The 18,133-nt window shown below is 70.6% G+C and carries 17 protein-coding genes and 1 riboswitch; of the genes, 13 read left to right on the forward strand and 4 right to left on the reverse strand.

The annotated features are described in order from the left end of the window. Positions 1-149: 149 nt before the first annotated feature. Entirely contained in the window at positions 150-1,361 is a 1,212-nt protein-coding gene (locus OG787_RS41240) for an MFS transporter (RefSeq protein ID WP_405538711.1), read from the reverse strand. Positions 1,362-1,523: 162 nt separating this feature from the next. On the opposite strand from OG787_RS41240, the gene OG787_RS41245 reads away from it, so the two are divergent. The 10 genes from OG787_RS41245 (at position 1,524) to OG787_RS41290 (ending at position 10,650) form a co-directional block, all read left to right on the forward strand. Further along, complete coding sequence (locus OG787_RS41245; protein ID WP_405538712.1) at positions 1,524-2,714, forward strand: ROK family transcriptional regulator; 1,191 nt, start codon at positions 1,524-1,526, stop codon at positions 2,712-2,714. A gap of 237 nt (positions 2,715-2,951) precedes the next feature. Beyond that, a riboswitch (FMN riboswitch) is annotated at positions 2,952-3,088 on the forward strand. Positions 3,089-3,235: 147 nt separating this feature from the next. Continuing rightward, positions 3,236-3,838 (forward strand): riboflavin synthase, encoded by a 603-nt coding sequence (locus OG787_RS41250; RefSeq protein ID WP_369032065.1) that lies wholly within the window; start codon positions 3,236-3,238, stop codon positions 3,836-3,838. Further along, positions 3,835-4,476 carry a nicotinamide riboside transporter PnuC gene (locus tag OG787_RS41255; RefSeq protein WP_369032066.1) on the forward strand — a complete coding sequence of 214 codons (642 nt, stop codon included), beginning with the start codon at positions 3,835-3,837 and terminating at the stop codon, positions 4,474-4,476. Before OG787_RS41250 ends, OG787_RS41255 begins: the two co-directional genes overlap by 4 nt. Then, positions 4,473-5,768 carry a bifunctional 3,4-dihydroxy-2-butanone-4-phosphate synthase/GTP cyclohydrolase II gene (locus OG787_RS41260; protein WP_369032067.1) on the forward strand — a complete coding sequence of 432 codons (1,296 nt, stop codon included), beginning with the start codon at positions 4,473-4,475 and terminating at the stop codon, positions 5,766-5,768. The genes OG787_RS41255 and OG787_RS41260 overlap by 4 nt, the downstream gene beginning before the upstream one ends. 38 nt (positions 5,769-5,806) lie before the next feature. Then, positions 5,807-6,292, forward strand: coding sequence for a 6,7-dimethyl-8-ribityllumazine synthase (ribH, locus tag OG787_RS41265; RefSeq protein WP_369032068.1), 486 nt, complete (start codon positions 5,807-5,809; stop codon positions 6,290-6,292). 34 nt (positions 6,293-6,326) lie between these two features. Further along, positions 6,327-6,599, forward strand: a complete 273-nt coding sequence (locus OG787_RS41270; protein WP_006378313.1) for a phosphoribosyl-ATP diphosphatase — start codon at positions 6,327-6,329, stop codon at positions 6,597-6,599. Between the two features lie 46 nt (positions 6,600-6,645). Continuing rightward, entirely contained in the window at positions 6,646-7,494 is an 849-nt protein-coding gene (gene hisG / locus OG787_RS41275; RefSeq protein ID WP_369032069.1) for an ATP phosphoribosyltransferase, read from the forward strand. Between the two features lie 46 nt (positions 7,495-7,540). Then, the gene (locus OG787_RS41280) at positions 7,541-8,023 is read left to right on the forward strand and encodes a PH domain-containing protein (protein WP_369032070.1); all 483 of its coding nucleotides are present in this window, start codon (positions 7,541-7,543) and stop codon (positions 8,021-8,023) included. A 198-nt stretch (positions 8,024-8,221) separates the two neighbouring features. Beyond that, positions 8,222-9,568, forward strand: a complete 1,347-nt coding sequence (locus OG787_RS41285; RefSeq protein ID WP_369032071.1) for a hemolysin family protein — start codon at positions 8,222-8,224, stop codon at positions 9,566-9,568. After that, on the forward strand, positions 9,565-10,650 hold the full coding sequence (locus OG787_RS41290; RefSeq protein ID WP_369032072.1) for a hemolysin family protein: 1,086 nt from the start codon (positions 9,565-9,567) through the stop codon (positions 10,648-10,650). The genes OG787_RS41285 and OG787_RS41290 overlap by 4 nt, the downstream gene beginning before the upstream one ends. Before the next feature lie 364 nt (positions 10,651-11,014). Here the strand turns inward: OG787_RS41290 and OG787_RS41295 are convergent, their stop codons facing one another. Continuing rightward, the gene (locus tag OG787_RS41295; protein ID WP_369032073.1) at positions 11,015-12,880 is read right to left on the reverse strand and encodes an AAA family ATPase; all 1,866 of its coding nucleotides are present in this window, start codon (positions 12,878-12,880) and stop codon (positions 11,015-11,017) included. Positions 12,881-13,310: 430 nt separating this feature from the next. Beyond that, positions 13,311-13,964, reverse strand: coding sequence for a uridine kinase (locus OG787_RS41300; protein WP_405538713.1), 654 nt, complete (start codon positions 13,962-13,964; stop codon positions 13,311-13,313). 194 nt (positions 13,965-14,158) lie between these two features. Here OG787_RS41300 and OG787_RS41305 point away from each other — a divergent pair, with 194 nt between their 5' ends. The 3 genes from OG787_RS41305 to OG787_RS41315 all read left to right on the forward strand — a co-directional run bounded on the left by OG787_RS41305 (position 14,159) and on the right by OG787_RS41315 (position 16,596). Beyond that, on the forward strand, positions 14,159-15,523 hold the full coding sequence (locus OG787_RS41305; protein ID WP_405538714.1) for a peptidase C39 family protein: 1,365 nt from the start codon (positions 14,159-14,161) through the stop codon (positions 15,521-15,523). 150 nt (positions 15,524-15,673) lie between these two features. After that, positions 15,674-15,817 (forward strand): SCO1431 family membrane protein, encoded by a 144-nt coding sequence (locus tag OG787_RS41310; RefSeq protein ID WP_369032076.1) that lies wholly within the window; start codon positions 15,674-15,676, stop codon positions 15,815-15,817. Between the two features lie 119 nt (positions 15,818-15,936). Next, entirely contained in the window at positions 15,937-16,596 is a 660-nt protein-coding gene (locus tag OG787_RS41315) for a TetR/AcrR family transcriptional regulator (RefSeq protein WP_405538715.1), read from the forward strand. Between the two features lie 55 nt (positions 16,597-16,651). Here the strand turns inward: OG787_RS41315 and OG787_RS41320 are convergent, their stop codons facing one another. Continuing rightward, positions 16,652-17,917 carry a glycoside hydrolase family 18 protein gene (locus OG787_RS41320; RefSeq protein WP_405538716.1) on the reverse strand — a complete coding sequence of 422 codons (1,266 nt, stop codon included), beginning with the start codon at positions 17,915-17,917 and terminating at the stop codon, positions 16,652-16,654. Between the last annotated feature and the right edge of the window lie 216 nt (positions 17,918-18,133).

Below are 18,133 nucleotides of genomic sequence, written 5' to 3' on the forward strand. Positions count from 1 at the left end.
TGGGCTCAGGGCGGGCGGGGCGGGTTGGACGGGCGCGGAGCGCCCTCCCAGGGGCGCGGGGAACTGCGCGACCAGCCCCCACCGACCCGCAGCCGAACGAATCTGGACGGACAGGCGGCCGGTCCGGCGTCCGCGCCGGAGCAGTCCGTTCAGGCCCTGCGCTCAGGCACCGCCGCGCTGGCCGGCCCGACCTTCGGGCGGTCCCGGTCACCCGTACGCAGCACTCCCGCGAACCCGGTGAGCCCGCACGCCAGCACGGTGACCAGCCCGAACGACACCACCAGGCTCGTCGCCTGGGCCAGTGTCCCGATCGCGCTCGGGGCGACCAGGCCCGAGGTGTACGTGATGGTCGCGACGCCCGCGATGGCCTGGCTGGGGTTGGGGCCGCTGCGGCCCGCCGCCGCGAAGCACAGCGGGACGACCACGGCGATGCCGAGACCGAGCAGCGCGAAGCCCGTCATCGCCGTGGCGGGATGCTCCGCGACCACGATGAGCAGACCGCCGGCCACGGCGAGGGCGCCGCTCGCGCGGACCGTGCGTACCGAGCCGAAGCGGTTCACGACCGCGTCGCCGACGAGCCGGGCCAGCGCCATCGTCAGCATGAAGCCGGTCGTGGAGGCCGCCGCGAGACCGTCCGAGGTGCCCAGCTCGTCCCGTAGGTACACCGCCGACCAGTCCAGGCTCGCTCCCTCCGCGAACACCGCGCAGAACCCGATCGCGCCGATCAGCAGCGCCGACCTGGGCGGCAGCGCGAACCTCGGGGGCGGCTCCTCGTCCTCGGTCGGGCGCAGATCCAGCACCCAGCGGCAGGCGGTCAGGCCGAGCAGCGTGAGGGTCGCCGACGCGAGCGCGTGGTGCAGGCGCGCGTCCGAGCCGAGATGCGCGGCGAGTGTGCCACCCGCCGCTCCGATCAGGGCGCCCGCGCTCCACATGCCGTGCAGCCCCGACATGATCGACTTGCCGAGCCGGTTCTCGATCTCGACGCCCAGCGCGTTCATCGCCACGTCCCCCATACCGGCCGTGGCGCCGTAGACGAACAGGGCGAGACAGAGCGTGGGGAGGTTCGGGGCCAGGGACGGCAGCACCAGGGCCAGGGTCCAGAGCGAGATCAGAACGCGCAGCGCCGTACGGGCACCCAAGCGGTGGCTGATCCGGCCCGCGAGCGGCATCGCGAGGGACGCGCCGAGCGCGGGGAACGCCAGCGCCAGCCCCAACTGGCCCGCGCTGACCGAGGCATGGTCCTGAATCCACGGCACACGGGTCGCGAACGAGCCGGTGACGGCACCGTGCACGGCGAAGACGGCGGCCACGGCGTACCGGGCGCGCTTCACCTCGTGTCGTTCGTTCAGCACTGAACTCATTCTGCGGCCTCTCCCCGGATCGGCTCCCCGCCCGTGCTCTGAGCTGCGTCGCGGAGGCTCCGCCGCGCGCTGCCGTAAACTATCAGGAACCCTGCCTGATAGATAGCGAGATATCGGCCGTCCGCACCGGGAACGGCCCCGCCGATCTGGAAGGATCTCGGCATGCCCGCATCCCCGAGCACCGCCCGGGCCATCAACGACCGGCTCGCCCTGCGTCTGCTCCAGCAGGAGGGCCCGCTGACGGCCGCGCGGTTGAAGCAGCTCACCGGCCTGTCCCGCCCGACGGTCGCCGACCTCGTCGAACGCCTCACCGCCGCCGGCCTGATCGCGGTCGTGGGGGAGTCGGGGGAGCAGCGGCGCGGACCCAACGCGAAGGTGTACGGGATCGTCGCCGACCTCGCCCATCTGGCCGCTCTCGACATCCGTACCGAAGGTGTCTCCGTCGTCGTCGCCGACCTGCTGGGCGAGGTGCTCGCGGCGGCGTCCGTGCCCATCGGGGACGACACCGGCACCGGCCCCGCAGTCGAACAGGCGGTCGCTCTCGTCGAGCGGGTCGCCAAGGAGGCCGGGGCCGACCGGCTGCACACGGTCGGGATCGGCGCCCCCGGTCTGATCGACCCGGCGACCGGCGAACTCCGGAACTCCACGGGCCTGCCCGAGTGGCACCGCAGACTCGTCGCCGCGCTCCAGGAACGGCTTCCCGAGACGCGCGTGATCGTCGAGAACGAGACCAACCTCGCCGCCCTCGCCGAACAGCGCGACGGCGCCGCCCGCGACCGGGACACCTTCGTGCTGCTGTGGCTCGGCCACGGCACCGGCGCGGCCGTGGTCCTCGACGGCACCCTGCGTCGGGGGGTCTCCGGCGGCACCGGCGAGATCGGCTTCCTGCCGGTGCCGGGGACGGGGCAACTGCCGTCGGCGACGGACTGCGAGGGCGGCTTCCACTCCCTCGCCTCGGCGGCGGCGATCGGCCGGCTGGCGAACGCGGAGGGCGTGGTGGCCGACGCCGACGCCCATGAGCCCCGCGCGGCGGCCCTCGTCCGGGCGGCCGTCGCGACCCCCGGGGCCCCGGCCCACGCCCGTTTCCTCGACGTCCTCGCCGACCGCGTCGCGATCGGGGCCGCGTCCGTCGTCGCCGTCCTCGACCCGGGGTGTGTGGTGCTGGGCGGTGAGATCGGCCGGGCGGGCGGAGACGTACTCGCCGCCCGTGTCGAGGAACGGCTCGCCCGGATGTCGCCCCTCCCAGCGGAGGTGTACGCGAGCGCGCTGGGCGGCGGAGCGGTGTTGCGCGGGGCGCTGCTGACGGCGCGGGAGGGCGCCCAGGACGTGCTGTTCGGGGCCTCGGCCAGGTGAGGCATGGGGGCCCGGCGGCGGGCAAGGGCCATCTTCACCGCCGCCGGTCCGGCACCGACGGTAGGAGGTCCGGACCTTGACGGTCAATAGGTATGGACCAATTGCGTGGCCTGGTCGCCCGCCCCTCACCTGCCGCTTGTCGCCCGCCACTTATTCCCGTCACTGCTTGTGAGCCAGTCCACACAACTCACCCGCATGGACCACCATGCGGCGTGGCACACTGGCCTGTAACAGAAGCAGCGCACTCCGGGGTCGGTGAAAGTCCGAACCGGCGGTTATAGTCCGCGACCCGTCCGCTCAGCGTTTTGGCGGCCGGTTGACCAGGTGGAATTCCTGGACCGACGGTTAAAGTCCGGATGGGAGGCAGTGCGCGGCGAGCGGGCATTCGTGCGCGCCGCCGTACCGCTCGGTCATGAGCCGAGCTGCGTCCGGCGTCGCTCCCGGTGTTCCCGTTCGTTCACAGCTGTCGTCATCGACAGGCCCCGGAGTCCGTGCCCGAAGAGGCAGGGAGGACCCGGGAAGTGTTCACCGGAATCGTCGAAGAGCTGGGCGAAGTCACGGCCGTCGAGAACCTCGGCGATGCCTCACGCTTCCGGCTCCGTGGCCCCGTAGTCACCGAAGGCGCCCGCCACGGCGACTCCATCGCCGTCAACGGCGTGTGTCTCACCGTCGTCGAGCACGAGGGTGACGAGTTCACCGCCGACGTCATGGCGGAGACCCTCGACCGCTCCAGCCTGGGCGTTCTCGCCGTCGGCTCCCGCGTCAACCTCGAACGCCCCATGGCCCTGGGTGCCCGCCTCGGCGGCCACATCGTGCAGGGCCACGTCGACGGCACGGGCACGGTCCTCGAACGCAAGCCGTCCGACAACTGGGAGATCGTCAAGGTCTCGCTCCCCGCCGACCTCACCCGCTATGTCGTCGAGAAGGGCTCCATCACCGTCGACGGCATCAGCCTCACCGTCGTCGACGCGGGCCCCGACTACTTCACCGTCAGCCTCATCCCCACGACCCTCGACCTGACCACGCTCGGCCGCAAGCAGCCCGGCGACCCGGTCAACCTCGAGGTCGACGTCATCGCCAAGTACGTCGAGCGGCTGCTCGGGCCACAGGGGGCGGCGAAGTGAACTGGCTGAACACCGAGGCGTTCACCCTCCTCGACCAGCACATCCTCTGGTCGGACATGATCGGCAACATCCTCGGCCTGATCGCCCTCGCCCTCGGCTGGCGGCGCTCCATCCTGAGCTGGCCCGTCCAGTTCCTGTCGGGCCTGGTCCTCTTCGGCGCCTTCTACGGCCACCTCACCGGCAGCGCCGGCAAGCAGGTCGTCGTCATGCTCGTCGCCGGCTACGGCTGGTGGCAGTGGAACCGCCGCAAGGGCGAGGGCGGGGACGGCCACATCACCCCGCGGTTCGCCACCTGGCGCGAGCGCGGTGCCATGATCGGCGCCGCCGCCGTCGGCACGGTCGCCGTGGCCCTGCTCTTCAAGGCCTACCCGACCCTGTCCTGGGACCCCTGGCCGGACGCCTACATCTTCGTCGGCACCATCGTCGCCATGTACGCCCAGGCGCGCGGCATGGTCGAGTTCTGGTTCGCCTGGCTCCTCGTCGACCTCGTCGGCGTCCCCCTCAACTTCGCCAACGGCTACGCCTTCTCCGGCTTCGTCTACGTCATCTACGGCGCGCTCGTCCTGTGGGGCATGCGCGACTGGTGGCTGCGCTCCCGCAAGGACACGCGGCCCGTCCTGGAAGGAGCGCCCGCATGAGCACGGCACCCATCCTCTACAGCACCGACAACATCGAGGACTGGTCCCTCGACCCGATCGAGCAGGCCATCGCGGACATCGCCGCCGGCCGCCCGGTCGTGGTCGTCGACGACGAGGACCGGGAGAACGAGGGCGACCTCGTCATCGCCGCCGAGAAGGCGACCCCCGAGATCGTCGCCTTCATGATGAGCGAGTGCCGCGGGCTCATCTGCGCCCCCATGGAGGGCGACGAGCTGGACCGGCTGCGGCTGCCGCAGATGGTCGACGACAACACCGAGTCGATGAAAACCGCGTTCACAGTGTCGGTCGACGCATCGGCCGTTCACGGTGTGAGCACCGGTATCTCGGCCTCCGACCGGGCCACCACGCTTCAGCTCCTCGCGGGCGGCGACGCCGGTGCCGACGACTTCGTCCGCCCCGGCCACATCTTCCCGCTGCGCGCCAGGCCCGGCGGCGTGCTCGTCCGCAACGGCCACACCGAGGCCGCCGTCGACCTCGCCCGCCTCGCGGGGCTGCGCCCGGCCGGCGCGATCGTCGAGATCGCCGGCGAGGACGGCCGGATGCTGCGGCTGCCCGAGCTGATCCCCTTCGCCCGCAAGCACGGCCTGACGATCATCTCCATCGAGGACCTGATCGCCTACCGCAGGAGCGCCGAGCCCACCGTCCGCCGCGAGGCCGAGACCCGGCTCCCCACCGCCTTCGGCACGTTCACGGCGTACGGCTACCGCTCCACCGTCGACGGCGTCGAGCACGTCGCCCTCGTCCACGGCGACGTCCGCGCCGACGACGGCGAGGACGTCCTGGTCCGCGTCCACTCCGAATGCCTCACCGGCGACGTCTTCCACTCCCTGCGCTGCGACTGCGGCCCCCAGCTCCAGACCTCCCTGGAACGCATCCGGGACGAGGGCAGGGGAGTCGTCGTCTACCTGCGCGGCCACGAGGGGCGCGGTATCGGACTGCTGTCCAAGCTCCGGGCGTACGAGCTTCAGGAGCAGGGCCGCGACACCCTCGACGCCAACCTGGAGCTTGGCCTGCCCGCCGATGCCCGGGACTACGGCGCCGGCGCGCAGATACTCCAGGACCTCGGCGTCCGCAGCGTGCGCCTGATGACGAACAACCCCGACAAGACCGACGCGCTCGTCCGGCACGGCATCGAGGTCACCGACCGCGAGCCGATGCCCGTACAGGCGGGCGAGCACAACCTCCACTACCTGCGCACCAAGCGGGACCGGATGGGACACGACCTGCCCTGGCTGGACACGACCCCCGTGTCCCCCTGCGGCAACCAGTAAGAACAGCACGACAGGTTTTCAAGGTTCAGAGGAGAGACGTGAGCGGCAAGGGTGCACCGGAGCTGTCCGTAAGCAATGTGGGTGACTTCAGGGTCGCCGTCATCGCGGCCCAGTGGCACGAGAAGGTGATGGACGGTCTGGTGGACGGCGCCCTGCGCGCCCTGCGCGACCTGGGCATCGACGAGCCGACCCTGCTGAGGGTCCCCGGCAGCTGGGAACTCCCGGTCGTGGCCAAGGTCCTGGCCGGGCGGGGCTACGACGCGATCGTCGCGCTCGGCGTCGTCATCAGGGGCGGCACCCCGCACTTCGAGTACGTGTGCCAGGGCGTCACTCAGGGCCTCACCCAGGTCTCGGTCGACACCGGCGTCCCCATCGGCATGGGCGTGCTGACCTGCGACACCGAGGAACAGGCCCTCGACCGTGCGGGCATCGCGGGCTCGAACGAGGACAAGGGGCACGAGGCGGTGACGGCGGCCGTGGCGACGGCGGCCACCCTCCGCTCAGTATCCGAACCGTGGCGTTAGGCCGGTCGGCGCAACGCGTAAAGTGGGCCTCACCATGTCCAATAAGACGTTCGAGGAGCTGTTCACCGAGCTCCAGCACAAGGCCGCCACGGGCGATCCCGCCACCTCCCGCACCGCGGAACTGGTCGGCAAGGGTGTCCATGCCATCGGCAAGAAGGTCGTAGAAGAGGCCGCCGAGGTCTGGATGGCCGCCGAGTACGAGGGGAAGGAAGCAGCCGCCGAGGAGATCTCGCAGCTGCTCTACCACGTCCAGGTGATGATGGTCGCCCGCGGAATCTCGCTGGACGACGTGTACGCCCACCTGTAAGCCGTAGTCGCACACTGTTCCGTACGAAACGAAGGAAGCTTGCCTCATGCTGCGCATCGCCGTCCCCAACAAGGGTTCCCTGTCAGGACCTGCGGCGGACATGCTGCATGAGGCCGGCTACCAGCAGCGCCGCGAGTCCAAGGAACTGCGCATCGTCGACCCGGAGAACGAGGTCGAGTTCTTCTACCTCCGCCCCCGCGACATCGCGATCTACGTCTCCTCCGGCCGCCTCGACATCGGCATCACCGGCCGCGACCTGCTCATCGACTCCGGGGCCAGCGCGGAGGAGATCCTCCCGCTCGGCTTCGCCCGCTCCACCTTCCGCTTCGCCGGCAAGCCCGGCACCGCGGCGGGCATCGAGGACCTGGCCGGCCTGACCGTGGCCACCTCGTACGAGGGGATCGTCGCCAAGCACCTGGCCGACCACGGCGTCGACGCCTCCGTCGTCCACCTCGACGGCGCCGTCGAGACCGCGATCGAACTCGGTGTCGCCGGGGTCATCGCGGACGTCGTCGAGACCGGCACCTCGCTGCGCAACGCGGGCCTGGAGGTGTTCGGCGAGCCCATCATGAAGTCCGAGGCGATCGTCATCCGCCGGGTCGGCGCGGAGGCCGACGAGCCCAAGGTCCAGCAGTTCCTGCGCCGCCTCCAGGGCGTCCTGGTGGCCCGGACGTACGTGATGATGGACTACGACTGCCGCGTCGAGCAGTTGGAGAACGCCGTCGCCCTGACGCCCGGTCTGGAGTCGCCGACCGTCTCGCCGCTGCACAACGAGGGCTGGGTCGCGGTCCGAGCGATGGTCCCCGCCAAGGAGGCCCAGCGGATCATGGACGACCTCTACGACATCGGCGCCCGCGCCATCCTGACCACGGCCATCCACGCCTGCCGCCTCTGAGACACGGGAAGCGACCGACACCGTGAGCGACAGGGACCGTACGCCGATGCAGGATCCGCCCACCGCACCCGTTCCGCCCGCCCTGCCCGCGCTGCCCGTCACTTTCCGGCCGGGCCGCACCCGGGCCGTGCTGGTCTCGGCGAGCGCCGCGATCTTCGTCGTCATCACGACGATCTCGCTGCTCCTGGAGAAGCTCAGCCCGGGCGAACGCCTCAGCTTCGTCTTCACCGGCGCGCTGCTGTCGTCCGTGCTCCTGCTGCTGTCCCGGCCGAAGGTGGTCGCCGACGAGGCCGGGGTCACGGTCGTCAACATCGCGAGCAAGAGGCGTCTGGACTGGGCGGAGATCCTCCGGGTGAACCTCCGTTCGGGCGACCCCTGGGTGTTCCTCGACCTCAGCGACGGGACGAGTCTGCCCGCGCTCGGCATCCAGCCCGGCATCTCCAAGCAGCGCGCCATCGACGACGCGCGCACCCTGCGGGCGCTCACCGAAGCGCGCTCCGCGGGCGACCCCGAGCAAGATCAGGGCTGACTCAGGGCTGTCTACCCTGCCGCACAGGCCCCTGTCTTGATTAATCTGTTGGCGGAGGCGTTTTCGTGCGCCTCCGCCACTGATGTTCCCCCCGGTCTTCAGAGGCCCCCTGCTACCCGAGGAGTGACTCCCTCCAGCGATGGACGGATCGTCCTGTAGTACCTGCGCCGCCCCCTCCCGACATACCGAGGCGGCGGCATGACCATCCCCCTGCTGCTCCTTGCTGCGGCATTCCTGCTGATCCTGGCCAACGGCTTCTTCGTGGCAGCCGAGTTCGGCCTCGTCACGGTCGAACGACCGGAAGCGGAGAAGGCCGCCGCGGAGGGCGACCGACGGGCCCGTACGGTCGTCGACTCCCTCAAGGAGCTGTCCTTCCAGCTCTCCGGCACCCAACTCGGCATCACCATCACCTCCCTCGTCGTCGGCATGCTCGCCGAACCGGCGCTCGCGGAGCTGCTGCACGGCCCGTTCACCGCGATCGGTCTGCCCGAAGGGGCCGTCCCGAGCGTCTCGGTGATCGTCGGCATGCTGCTGGCCTCGGCCGTGCAGATGGTGATCGGCGAACTCGTGCCCAAGAACTGGGCGGTGTCCAAGCCGATGCAGGTCGCCCGCTTCGTGGCCGGCCCGCAGTACGCCTTCTCCCGTCTCTTCCGCCCGGTCATCGCCGGACTCAACTCGGTCGCCAACCGGCTGGTCAGGCTCCTGGGCGTCGAACCCACCGCCGAGCTGGCCTCGGCCCGCACCCCCGGCGAACTGGTCTCCCTGGCCCGGCACTCGGCCCAGGCCGGTGCCCTCGAACAGGACACCGCGGACCTCTTCGTACGGACACTGTCGCTGGCCGACCTGACCGCGCAGCACGTGATGACCCCGCGCGTGAGGGTCAGCTCGCTACAGTCGTCGGCCACCGCCGAGGACGTCGTCAACCTGACCCGGGCCACCGGCCTGTCCCGCTTCCCCGTCTACCGGGAGCGGATCGACGAGATCGTCGGCATGGTCCACCTCAAGGACGCCCTCGCGGTGCCCGCGGCGGACCGGCTGCGCACCCCCGTCGGCCGGATCGCCCAGTCCCCGCTCCTCGTCCCGGAAACGCTCCCAGTGCAGCCGCTGCTCGAACTGCTGCGCAGCCAGCAGCCCATCGCCGTCGTCGTCGACGAGTACGGCGGTACGGCGGGCGTCGTCACCCTGGAGGACATCGTCGAGGAACTCGTCGGCGAGGTCCGCGACGAGCACGACGACCAGGACGTCCCCGAACTCGCCGCGGCCCCGGCCGACGACGGCCGCCCAGCCTGGGACGCCGACGGCAGCTGCCGGGTCGACATCCTCCAGCGCATAGGTCTCGACGTGCCGGAGGGCCCGTACGAGACGGTCGCCGGCCTCGTCGCCGACCTGCTCGGCCGGATCCCGGTCCCCGGTGACCGGGCCGAACTGCCGGGCTGGCGCCTCTCGGTCCGCCAGGTCGGCCACTACCGGGCCGAGCGGGTCCGTCTGATCAGGACAGAGGGCAGCAAGCAGTCGGCCGACCTCGCGGTGGAGGCGGCCCGATGAGCGTGCTCCAACTTCTCTTCGCCCTTCTCCTCGTCCTCGCCAACGGCTTCTTCGTGGGGGCCGAGTTCGCCCTCGTCTCCGTCCGCCGCAGCCAGATCGAACCGCTCGGCACGGCGAGGTCCCGCCAGGTGCTGTACGGCCTGGAGCGGCTGCCGCAGATGATGGCCGCGGCCCAGTTCGGCATCACCGTCTGCTCGCTGACCCTGGGCGCGGTGGCCGAACCGACGGTGGCCCACCTGCTGGAACCGCTCTTCGAGGCGGCACACCTCCCAGAGGGCATGATCCACCCGCTGGGCTATGTGATCGCGCTCGCGGTGGTGGTCTTCCTGCACCTGGTCATCGGGGAGATGCTCCCGAAGAACCTCGCGATGGCGGCGCCCGAGAAGACCGCGCTGTGGCTGAGCCCGGGACTGGTGGCTTTCGCCCGCCTGTGCCGCCCGGTCACGGTAGGCCTGGGTGCCTGCGCCCGCCTGGTCCTGAAACTCTTCCGCGTCGAGCCCAAGGACGAGGTCGAGGCGGTCTTCACCAGCGAACAGCTCAACCGCCTGGTGGAGGACGCGGGCCAGGCCGGGCTGCTCGACCCCGGTGAGCAGGAACGCCTGGAGGACGCGCTGGAGCTGGGCTCCCGCCCGGTCACCGACGTCCTCCTCGACCGCGAGTCCCTGGTGACGGTGGGCCCATCGGTCACGCCGGGCCAGGTGGTCGCCCTCACGGCTCGCACGGGCTATTCCCGCTTCCCGGTGGTCGCGGAGAACGGCGCCTTCATGGGCTACCTGCATGTGAAGGACGTACTGGACGTGGAGGACTCGGAACGGGCGGTGCCGCAGCACATCTGGCGGTCCATGACGACCCTGCGCTCGGAACTCCCGCTGGACGACGCGTTGACGGTGATGCGCCGGGCGGCGACCCACCTGGCGCAGGTGGCGGACGCGTCGGGGCGGGTGATCGGCCTGGTGGCGATGGAAGACGTACTGGAACTCCTGGTGGGCGAGGTACGGGACCCGGCCCACCGCCAACAGCCACCGATCCCGAAGCTGACGGAACCGAGGGCGGAGTCCCAGGAGGAGGCACTGGCCAGCTAGGCGCTCCGCGGGTTGGGCGGGTTGTTCGGCTGCGGGTGCGGTGGGGGCTGGTTGCGCAGTTCCTCGCGCCCCTGAAAGACCTGCCCGTCCCGATTCGTTCGGCTGCGGGTGGGTGGGGGTTGAGCGCGCAGTTCCCCGCGCCCCCAAAGGGGGCGCCCCGGCCGGCCGGGGTTCGCAGCAGCGAGCCGCGCAGCGAGCTCGCCCGGCTGCTGCCATGCGCCCGGCTGGACGGTGCCCACCTGTCGAACCCACCTCGCTGCGGGCATGCGTGCCGCTAGGGGCGGCTCCCGTCCCACTGAGAGCGGCACCCCGTACAGCGCCGGGCTGCGCGATCCACCCCCGCCCCAGCCCAGGGGAACCGTGGTCAGAGGGCTGAGGGGTCCTGTGGGCCTCGGCCCGACAGGACCTCGCCGTATGCCTGCATCAGGTCCGGGAGGCGCAGCGTCGACAAGTCGTCCCGGGTCAGCATTCCTGGGTACACCGACAGCCGCAGATCCCTGTACGCGCAGCTCTTCTCGTACAGCGTCCGCAGGAACCGCCCGTTCCCCAGCTCGTCGATCCACCCCTGGTCGACGACGTGCCCGGCGATCGACCGCAGCTCGTCCAGCGCCTCCTCGTCCCACACATCCCCGTTCTCCGCCGCCAACACCTCCCCGATGGAGGTCAGTTCGAGCGGGCGGTACGAGGGGAAGTCGACGCGGGTCGTGAAGCGGGACGACAGTCCGGGGTTGGCGGCGAGAAGGCGGTCCATACCCTCGGGGTAGCCGGCCAGGATCACCACCAGGTGGTCCCGGTTGTCCTCGGCCCGCTTCAGCAGCACCTGCAACGCCTCGTCGCCGTACGCATCCCCCTTGCCGTACCCGGAGTTGGACAGCGAATACGCCTCGTCGACGAACAGGACGCCCCCGATCGCGGAGTCGATCAGCTCGTTCGCCTTCACCGCCGTCTGGCCGAGATACTCGCCCACCAGGTCCGCCCGCTGCGCCTCCACCAGGTGATCGCCGCCGAGTAGTCCCAGTGCGTAGAACACTCGGCCGAGGATGCGCGCCACCGTCGTCTTGCCGGTGCCCGACGGCCCGGAGAAGACGAAGTGCCGTTTCGGCGGCTGGACCGGCAGCCCTTGGCCCGCCCGCAGCCGCGCCATGTTCAACTGGGCCGAGAGCGCCTTCACTTGGCGCTTCACCGGCTCCAGGCCCACCATCCGTTCCAGTTCCGCCAGAGCTTCCTCAAGCAGTGCCGGGTCCGTCGGACCGGTCGGCAGCGGCTGTACAGGCAGAGCCGCCTTCTCGCGCACCGAGTCCGTCGCCGACGGCAACGGGGCTCCGGGCGGCGGGAGTTCGGGCTCAGACAGCTTCAGGTCGCGGCCCTCGCCGCCGAACAGGGGGTCGATGCCGTCCGGGCTTTCGAGCAGTTCCTGTCCGATCCCGGAGAGAGTGATCGCCGCCATGTCGGCCGCCTCGTCGTACCCGTCGCCCTCGGAGATCGCCGCGAGCCGCGCCGAGGTGTCCATGAACGCGGGGTCCACCCGATGCACCGCCCGGTACAGGGGGAGCGCCGCCGCCGAGCGGCCCGTGCCCTCGTGGGCCCGCGCCAGCCAGTACCGCAGCTCCTTGCGCTGCGGCTGCTCGCTGCGACATCGCATCAGTGCCGCCGAGAGGAGCGGCTCCGCCTGGCCGTACATCTCCAGCCGCACCCGGGCCATCCCGCCGAACAGACCCGCCTCGATACCCAGCATCGCGTCGTTGATCAACGGGTCGGTGTGCCGGACCAGTTGCTCCCAGTCCTTGACGAGATAGGCGCGGCACGCGTGCAGGAAGCGGACCTGCGGGTCGGTGTCCACCGGCGGCAGACCCGCCAACGCCCGGTCCAGCTCCGGCACATGGCGGCCGTCCAGCCAGTGCGAGGCGTGCGCGAGCAGCAGATCGCGCGGGCTTTCGAGCACCGGCTGCACCCACCAGCCCAGCCAGTACCAGGAGTTGAGGGTCCGGCGGTGACGTGAGCGCTGCTCCCCGAAGCGCTCCCGGTGCCGGAACATCCGTAGCAGCGCGGTCGTCGTGTCGACGCGCAGCGCATGCAGTCCGAGCCAGCCGTCGGCCATCCCGGGATCGATCCGCACCGCGGTGCGAAACTCCTCCTCCGCCTGCGGATAGGCGCCCATCGTGTAGGCGTCCACACCTCGCAGCCAGGCGAGGTCGGCCGGGGCCTCGGGGCCCTGCGTGCCGAAGTCCATCACGTCCCCCACAAACCGTGCCCCCGATTGCCTCTCCGACGGGCCGGTGCCCGTCGGCAGCTTGGTCGAACCGCTGTGCCGCGGACGGGAGTTGCAACGGTGCGCAGAGCAGCCGTCCGAGTCGCACCGAGGGCATCGTACCTGCGCTTCACGTGCCCGCAGCAGGGTGCCGCACAGGACGTTTCACGAGGTGGGAGCAGATGGGGCGCACTCGGCACCGTCACCGAGGGTGAACAGAAAACGCCTCGTGACGGCCGGAAAACGGGGTGCGGGCAGAACGAAGCCCCCGATCACGGGGGAACAACCGGGGGCTTCGCGACTGCGGGCGGCAACGAATGGCCGCACATTCAGAACGTAAGTCCTGTACGGCCAGTCGGTCAAGCCGAGTTGGGGCGCGCGGGCCGGTTGAACGGCAAGGGTCTTCACAAGTTCAGCACACAGCCGACGGCCCGTCACGGTGAGTGAGAATCTGGTCTGATCCAACGGTCCCGGCAGGCCCCGGCAGCACCTCGTACCCCTCGCGGCACTGCCGTACCAACAGGTCGGCGAACGGACGCGAGGGGTCCGCGGCGAAGTGCCGACGCTCCGCGCCGACCCACCCGGCCCAGAACTCGCTCTGGTCCGCCCCGTCCCGCAGCCGCCCGCGCGCCCAGGCCTCCTCGTCGGCCACCTCCATCCACAACAGCCGCGCCAGGAACGGCCGTAGCGCCCGCCGCCCGGCCCCGACCCCCTCCACCAGCACCACGGGCGCGGCCGGCAGCTCCCTGGGCGGCCCGAAGCGCCGGGACACCCAGTCGTAGGGGGCGTAGGAGGCGCTCTCGCCGCGCCGCAGCGGCTCGATCACCTCGCTGACCAGGCGTCGTGTCCACGCGAACAGCTCGTCGTGGGTCGCGATGTCGTCGAGGTGCAGCACGGGCGCCCCGCCGAGCGCCACCGCCAACTGCCCGGCGAACGTGGTCTTCCCGGACCCCGCGTGCCCGTCGACGGCGATCAGCCGGACAGGGCCGCAGGAGGGCGGCAGGCGGCGCAGGGTGCGTACGAGATCGTGGATGACGGTTCCCGGAGGGCGATGGGATTCGGACATATTGGCGATGTCCATTCTAAGGACCGGTCGGGCACCATCACGATCCACGGCGCAGGTCACGCCAATGGTCGAGACCAATATTCGTCCGCGCGGCACGGCTCGAAGTGCTGGCATGAGCCGGTCACCGGCGGCCATAGTTGGCGCACATCCGTGTACTGTCCCGCCCGCCTAGGACACCTGGGGGTCACCCGCCCATGAGCAGAGCCGAACAACCGTCCCGCAGGACCGTCCTCGCCGCGGCGGTCGCCGCCGCCGTCGCGGGCAGCGCGGGCCCGGCCGCCGCCGACACCCCGGACGCGACCGGCCGCGAGGCCGAGGCCGATCCCGTCCGCCCTGTCGACAACCGCGCCTGGACCTCGTACGCGGACTGGTGCGCCGGCACCTTCAAGGGCGCCCGTTCCGTCGCCGGCACGCGGCCCGGGGTCGTGATCGGCACTCCGGCCGGCACGGTCGACTACACCGATCCGCACACCGGAAAGACGGCGGCCTGGGAGTACGCGACCTGGACGTCCCCCGTGCACCGGCTCACGGTGCCCGCCACCGAGGTCATCGCCTCCTGGAACGCGCGCACCCCGGCCGGCACCTGGCTCCAGATCGAGCTGACCGGCACGTACTCCGACGGCACCACCACCCCCTGGTACGTGATGGGCCGCTGGGCCTCCGGCGACCAGGACATCAAGCGGACCTCCGTCGACGACCAGACCGACGACAAGAGCACCGTCTGGACCGACACCTTCGCCATCGACGACCCGGCCACGGGCCTGCGCCTGGTCTCGTACCGGCTGCGCCTGACCCTCCACCGCAAGCCCGGCACCACGGCCACGCCCACTGTCTGGCGCGCCGGCGCGATGGGCTCCGACGTCCCGGACCGCTTCACCGTCCCCGCCTCGACGCCGGGCCCGGCGAAGGAACTGGTCGTCCCGCGCTACTCGCAGGAGATCCACACCGGCCAGTACCCCGAGTACGACAACGGCGGCGAGGCCTGGTGCAGCCCCACCTCCTCGCAGATGATCATCGAGTACTGGGGACGGAAGCCCACGGCGGAGCAACTGGCCTGGGTCGACCCGGCCTACGCCGACCCGCAGGTGTGCCACGCGGCCCGCTTCACCTACGACTTCCAGTACGGCGGCTGCGGCAACTGGCCCTTCAACGCGGCCTACGCGGCGACCTACCAGGACTTCCAGGGCGTGGTCACCCGGCTCGGCTCGCTCACCGACCTGGAGACGCTGATCGCGGCCGGCATCCCGGCCATAACGTCCCAGTCGTTCCTCAAGACCGAGCTGACGGGGGCCGGTTACGGCACCTCCGGCCATCTGATGACCGTGATCGGCTTCACCGCCGACGGCGACGTGATCGCCAACGACCCGTTCTCGGCGACGAACGAGGCCGTGCGCCGGGTCTATCTGCGGCGCGAGTTCGAGAACATCTGGCTGCGGACCAAGCGGTACAACGCCAGCGGCAAGGTCGTCTCCGGCACCGGCGGTGTCTGCTACCTGTACTTCCCGGCCCGGCCGACCGCCGCCCAGCTCGCCGCACTCGCGGCGGTGGGCGTGCGCTGAACCGAGGTGAGCGCGCAGCCCCCGGGAGACCGGGGGCTGTCCGTTTTCGGCTGGATGTGACCAACGTCTCCGCCACGAAAGCCCCGATGAATGGCAAGGTGGACAGAACGATGGGGGGAGTCCATCGCACACCGACCTCAGCGAGATGCCATGACCGCGAGCACTGCCGCAGCCCCCGCCCGCACCCGCACCGGCGGCCCCCAGGAAGACGGCCCGAAGATCTTCGAGCACGTCATGGGCTGGACCTTCGTGGTCGTACTCGCCATGCTCGTCGCCCAGCTCGGCCTGCTCTGAGCCGGTGCGATCAGTCCTGAATCGGGCGCCTGCGCCCTCGATCAGAGTCGAACGTGCAGGTGGCTCAGGTCTGCCATACTTCGGATGTCCCGCCCGCAGTTGGAGACCAGGGCCCCAAATTGAACAGTAGTCGACAGCCTGCCGCCGAACGCCCGCGGGCGCGCGGCACCGACCGCTCTCTGGCGCGTCGCGCCGAACTCATCGCCATCGGACGGAAGTTGTTCGCCGACAGGTCGTACGACGCACTGTCGATGGATGACATCGCACGTCAGGCGCAGGTCGCCAAAGGGCTGATCTACTACTACTTCCAGTCCAAGCGCGGCTACTACCTCGCGATCGTCGAGGACTCGGTCGCCGACCTGGTCACCTTCGCGTCCAGCGGCCTCGACCACGCCCCCGTGGACCGCGTGCACCGCACGATCGACTGCTACCTCCGCTTCGCCGAGCACAACCAGGCCGCCTACCGCACCATCGTCAGCGGCGGCGTCGGCTTCGACGCCGAGGTGCACGCCATCCGGGACGGAGTGCGCGAGGTGATCGTCGCGACCATCGCCGAAGGCGCGTACGGCAGACAGGACATCGCCCCGCTGGCCCGCATGGGCCTGTTCGGCTGGGTGTGCAGCGTGGAGGGCGCCACCCTCGACTGGATCGACCGCCCCCAACTGCCCCGGGACATCATGCGCGAGCTCCTCGTGAAGATGCTGGGCGGCGCACTGCGCGCCATCGAGGAACTCGACCCGGCGTATGTGACTCCGGAACCGGCCCGCCGCGACAACTGACGGCAAAGGGGCGGAAGCTCGTGGCTCCCGCCCCCCAACCACCCTTCGGGTGGGCCTACTTGATCGCCCTGATCAGCTCACCGTTCGAGGTGTCGCCGCTCAGCTCCCAGAAGAACGTGCCGCCCAGGCCCTGCTGGTCCTTGTACGCCATCTTCGTGCGGATGGTCGCCGGGGTGTCGTAACTCCACCAGTCGCTCCCGCACTTGGCGTACGCCGTACCGCCGACGGTGCCGGTCGCGGGGCACGTGGTCTTCAGCACCTTGTAGTCCTCGAAGCCCGCCTCGTACGTACCCGCCGCCGGGCCGGTCGCCGTGCCACCGGGCGCCGACTGCGTGACGCCGGTCCAGCCGCGCCCGTAGAAGCCGATGCCGAGCAGCAGTTTCGAGGCCGGGATGCCGAGGCTCTTGAGCTTCGCGATGGTCGCCGAGGTGTAGTTGCCGGCCTGCGGGATGCCGGGGTACGAGTTCAGCGCCGAGTGCGGTGCCGTCGGACCGGTCGCCGCCCAGGCGCCGAAGTAGTCGTACGTCATCGGGTTGTACCAGTCGACGTACTTGGCCGCGCCCGCGTAGTCCGCCGCGTCGATCTTGCCGCCGGGGGTGGCGTCGGCCGTGATCGCCGCCGTGACCAGGTTGCGGGGGCCGAACTTGGCCCGCAGCGCCGCCATCACGTTCTTGAAGGCCGCCCGGCCGCTGGTGTCACAGGTCAGACCGCAGGCGTTCGGGTACTCCCAGTCGATGTCGATGCCGTCGAACACATCGGCCCACTGCGAGTTCTCCACCAGGTCGTAGCAGGACTGGGCGAACGCGGCCGGGTTCTGCGCGGCCTCGCCGAAACCGCCCGACCAGGTCCAACCGCCGAAGGACCAGAGGACCTTGAGGTTCGGGTGCTTTCGCTTCAGCTCGCGCAGCTGGTTGAAGTTGCCGCGCAGCGGCTGGCTCGCGGTGTCGGCGACCCCGTCCACCGACTCGGCGGCGGTGTACGCCCGGCCGGTCGCCGCGTCGGCGTCGCCCATCGCGCACTTGCCGCCGGTGACATTGCCGAAGGCGTAGTTGATGTGGGTCAGCCGGGCGGCCGAACCGGACGTCTCGATGTTCTTGACGTAGTACTTGCGGTCGTACGTGCCCCAGTCGGTGAAGTAGCCGAGGACCTTGGATCCGGCGGCTGTCGGGACGTGCTTCGCGGCGGCTTCCGAAACCGGCTGCGCTGTCTGCGCGGCGGTCGCGGTGCCCGCGCCGGCCAGCAGTCCGGCGCCGAGAACGGCACAACACGCGGCGGACACAAGGGCCTTGAAGCGGACGCGGGGGAGGTGCGGTCGGTGCATCGTGCTGTCTCCTCGGAGGGGAGGGGAGCGTGGGGACGGTGATGTCGGGAACTGCGGGCACAGTAAATGGACTAGACCACCGTGGTCAATGGTTCGGACCAATCCTGGGGCGAGGCCGATGCCGGGGATGTGATCGAATAAACGCTCGTTAACCGGTGACGCCATGCCGCCGATCGGGCATACTCGCAGCTCCACAGCCGTTCGCCGACCGCTTCC

This window comes from Streptomyces sp. NBC_00075 (assembly GCF_045041225.1).
Classification (GTDB): domain Bacteria; phylum Actinomycetota; class Actinomycetes; order Streptomycetales; family Streptomycetaceae; genus Streptomyces; species Streptomyces adonidis.

Coding starts and splice junctions, on each gene's coding strand:
- OG787_RS41240 (WP_405538711.1), bottom strand. CDS start 1,361: ATGAGTTCAGTGCTGAACGAACGACACGAGGTGAAGCGCGCCCGGTAC.
- OG787_RS41245 (WP_405538712.1), top strand. CDS start 1,524: ATGCCCGCATCCCCGAGCACCGCCCGGGCCATCAACGACCGGCTCGCC.
- OG787_RS41260 (WP_369032067.1), top strand. CDS start 4,473: ATGAGCACGGCACCCATCCTCTACAGCACCGACAACATCGAGGACTGG.
- OG787_RS41270 (WP_006378313.1), top strand. CDS start 6,327: ATGTCCAATAAGACGTTCGAGGAGCTGTTCACCGAGCTCCAGCACAAG.
- hisG (WP_369032069.1), top strand. CDS start 6,646: ATGCTGCGCATCGCCGTCCCCAACAAGGGTTCCCTGTCAGGACCTGCG.
- OG787_RS41280 (WP_369032070.1), top strand. CDS start 7,541: ATGCAGGATCCGCCCACCGCACCCGTTCCGCCCGCCCTGCCCGCGCTG.
- OG787_RS41285 (WP_369032071.1), top strand. CDS start 8,222: ATGACCATCCCCCTGCTGCTCCTTGCTGCGGCATTCCTGCTGATCCTG.
- OG787_RS41290 (WP_369032072.1), top strand. CDS start 9,565: ATGAGCGTGCTCCAACTTCTCTTCGCCCTTCTCCTCGTCCTCGCCAAC.
- OG787_RS41295 (WP_369032073.1), bottom strand. CDS start 12,880: ATGGACTTCGGCACGCAGGGCCCCGAGGCCCCGGCCGACCTCGCCTGG.
- OG787_RS41300 (WP_405538713.1), bottom strand. CDS start 13,964: ATGTCCGAATCCCATCGCCCTCCGGGAACCGTCATCCACGATCTCGTA.
- OG787_RS41305 (WP_405538714.1), top strand. CDS start 14,159: ATGAGCAGAGCCGAACAACCGTCCCGCAGGACCGTCCTCGCCGCGGCG.
- OG787_RS41310 (WP_369032076.1), top strand. CDS start 15,674: ATGACCGCGAGCACTGCCGCAGCCCCCGCCCGCACCCGCACCGGCGGC.
- OG787_RS41320 (WP_405538716.1), bottom strand. CDS start 17,917: ATGCACCGACCGCACCTCCCCCGCGTCCGCTTCAAGGCCCTTGTGTCC.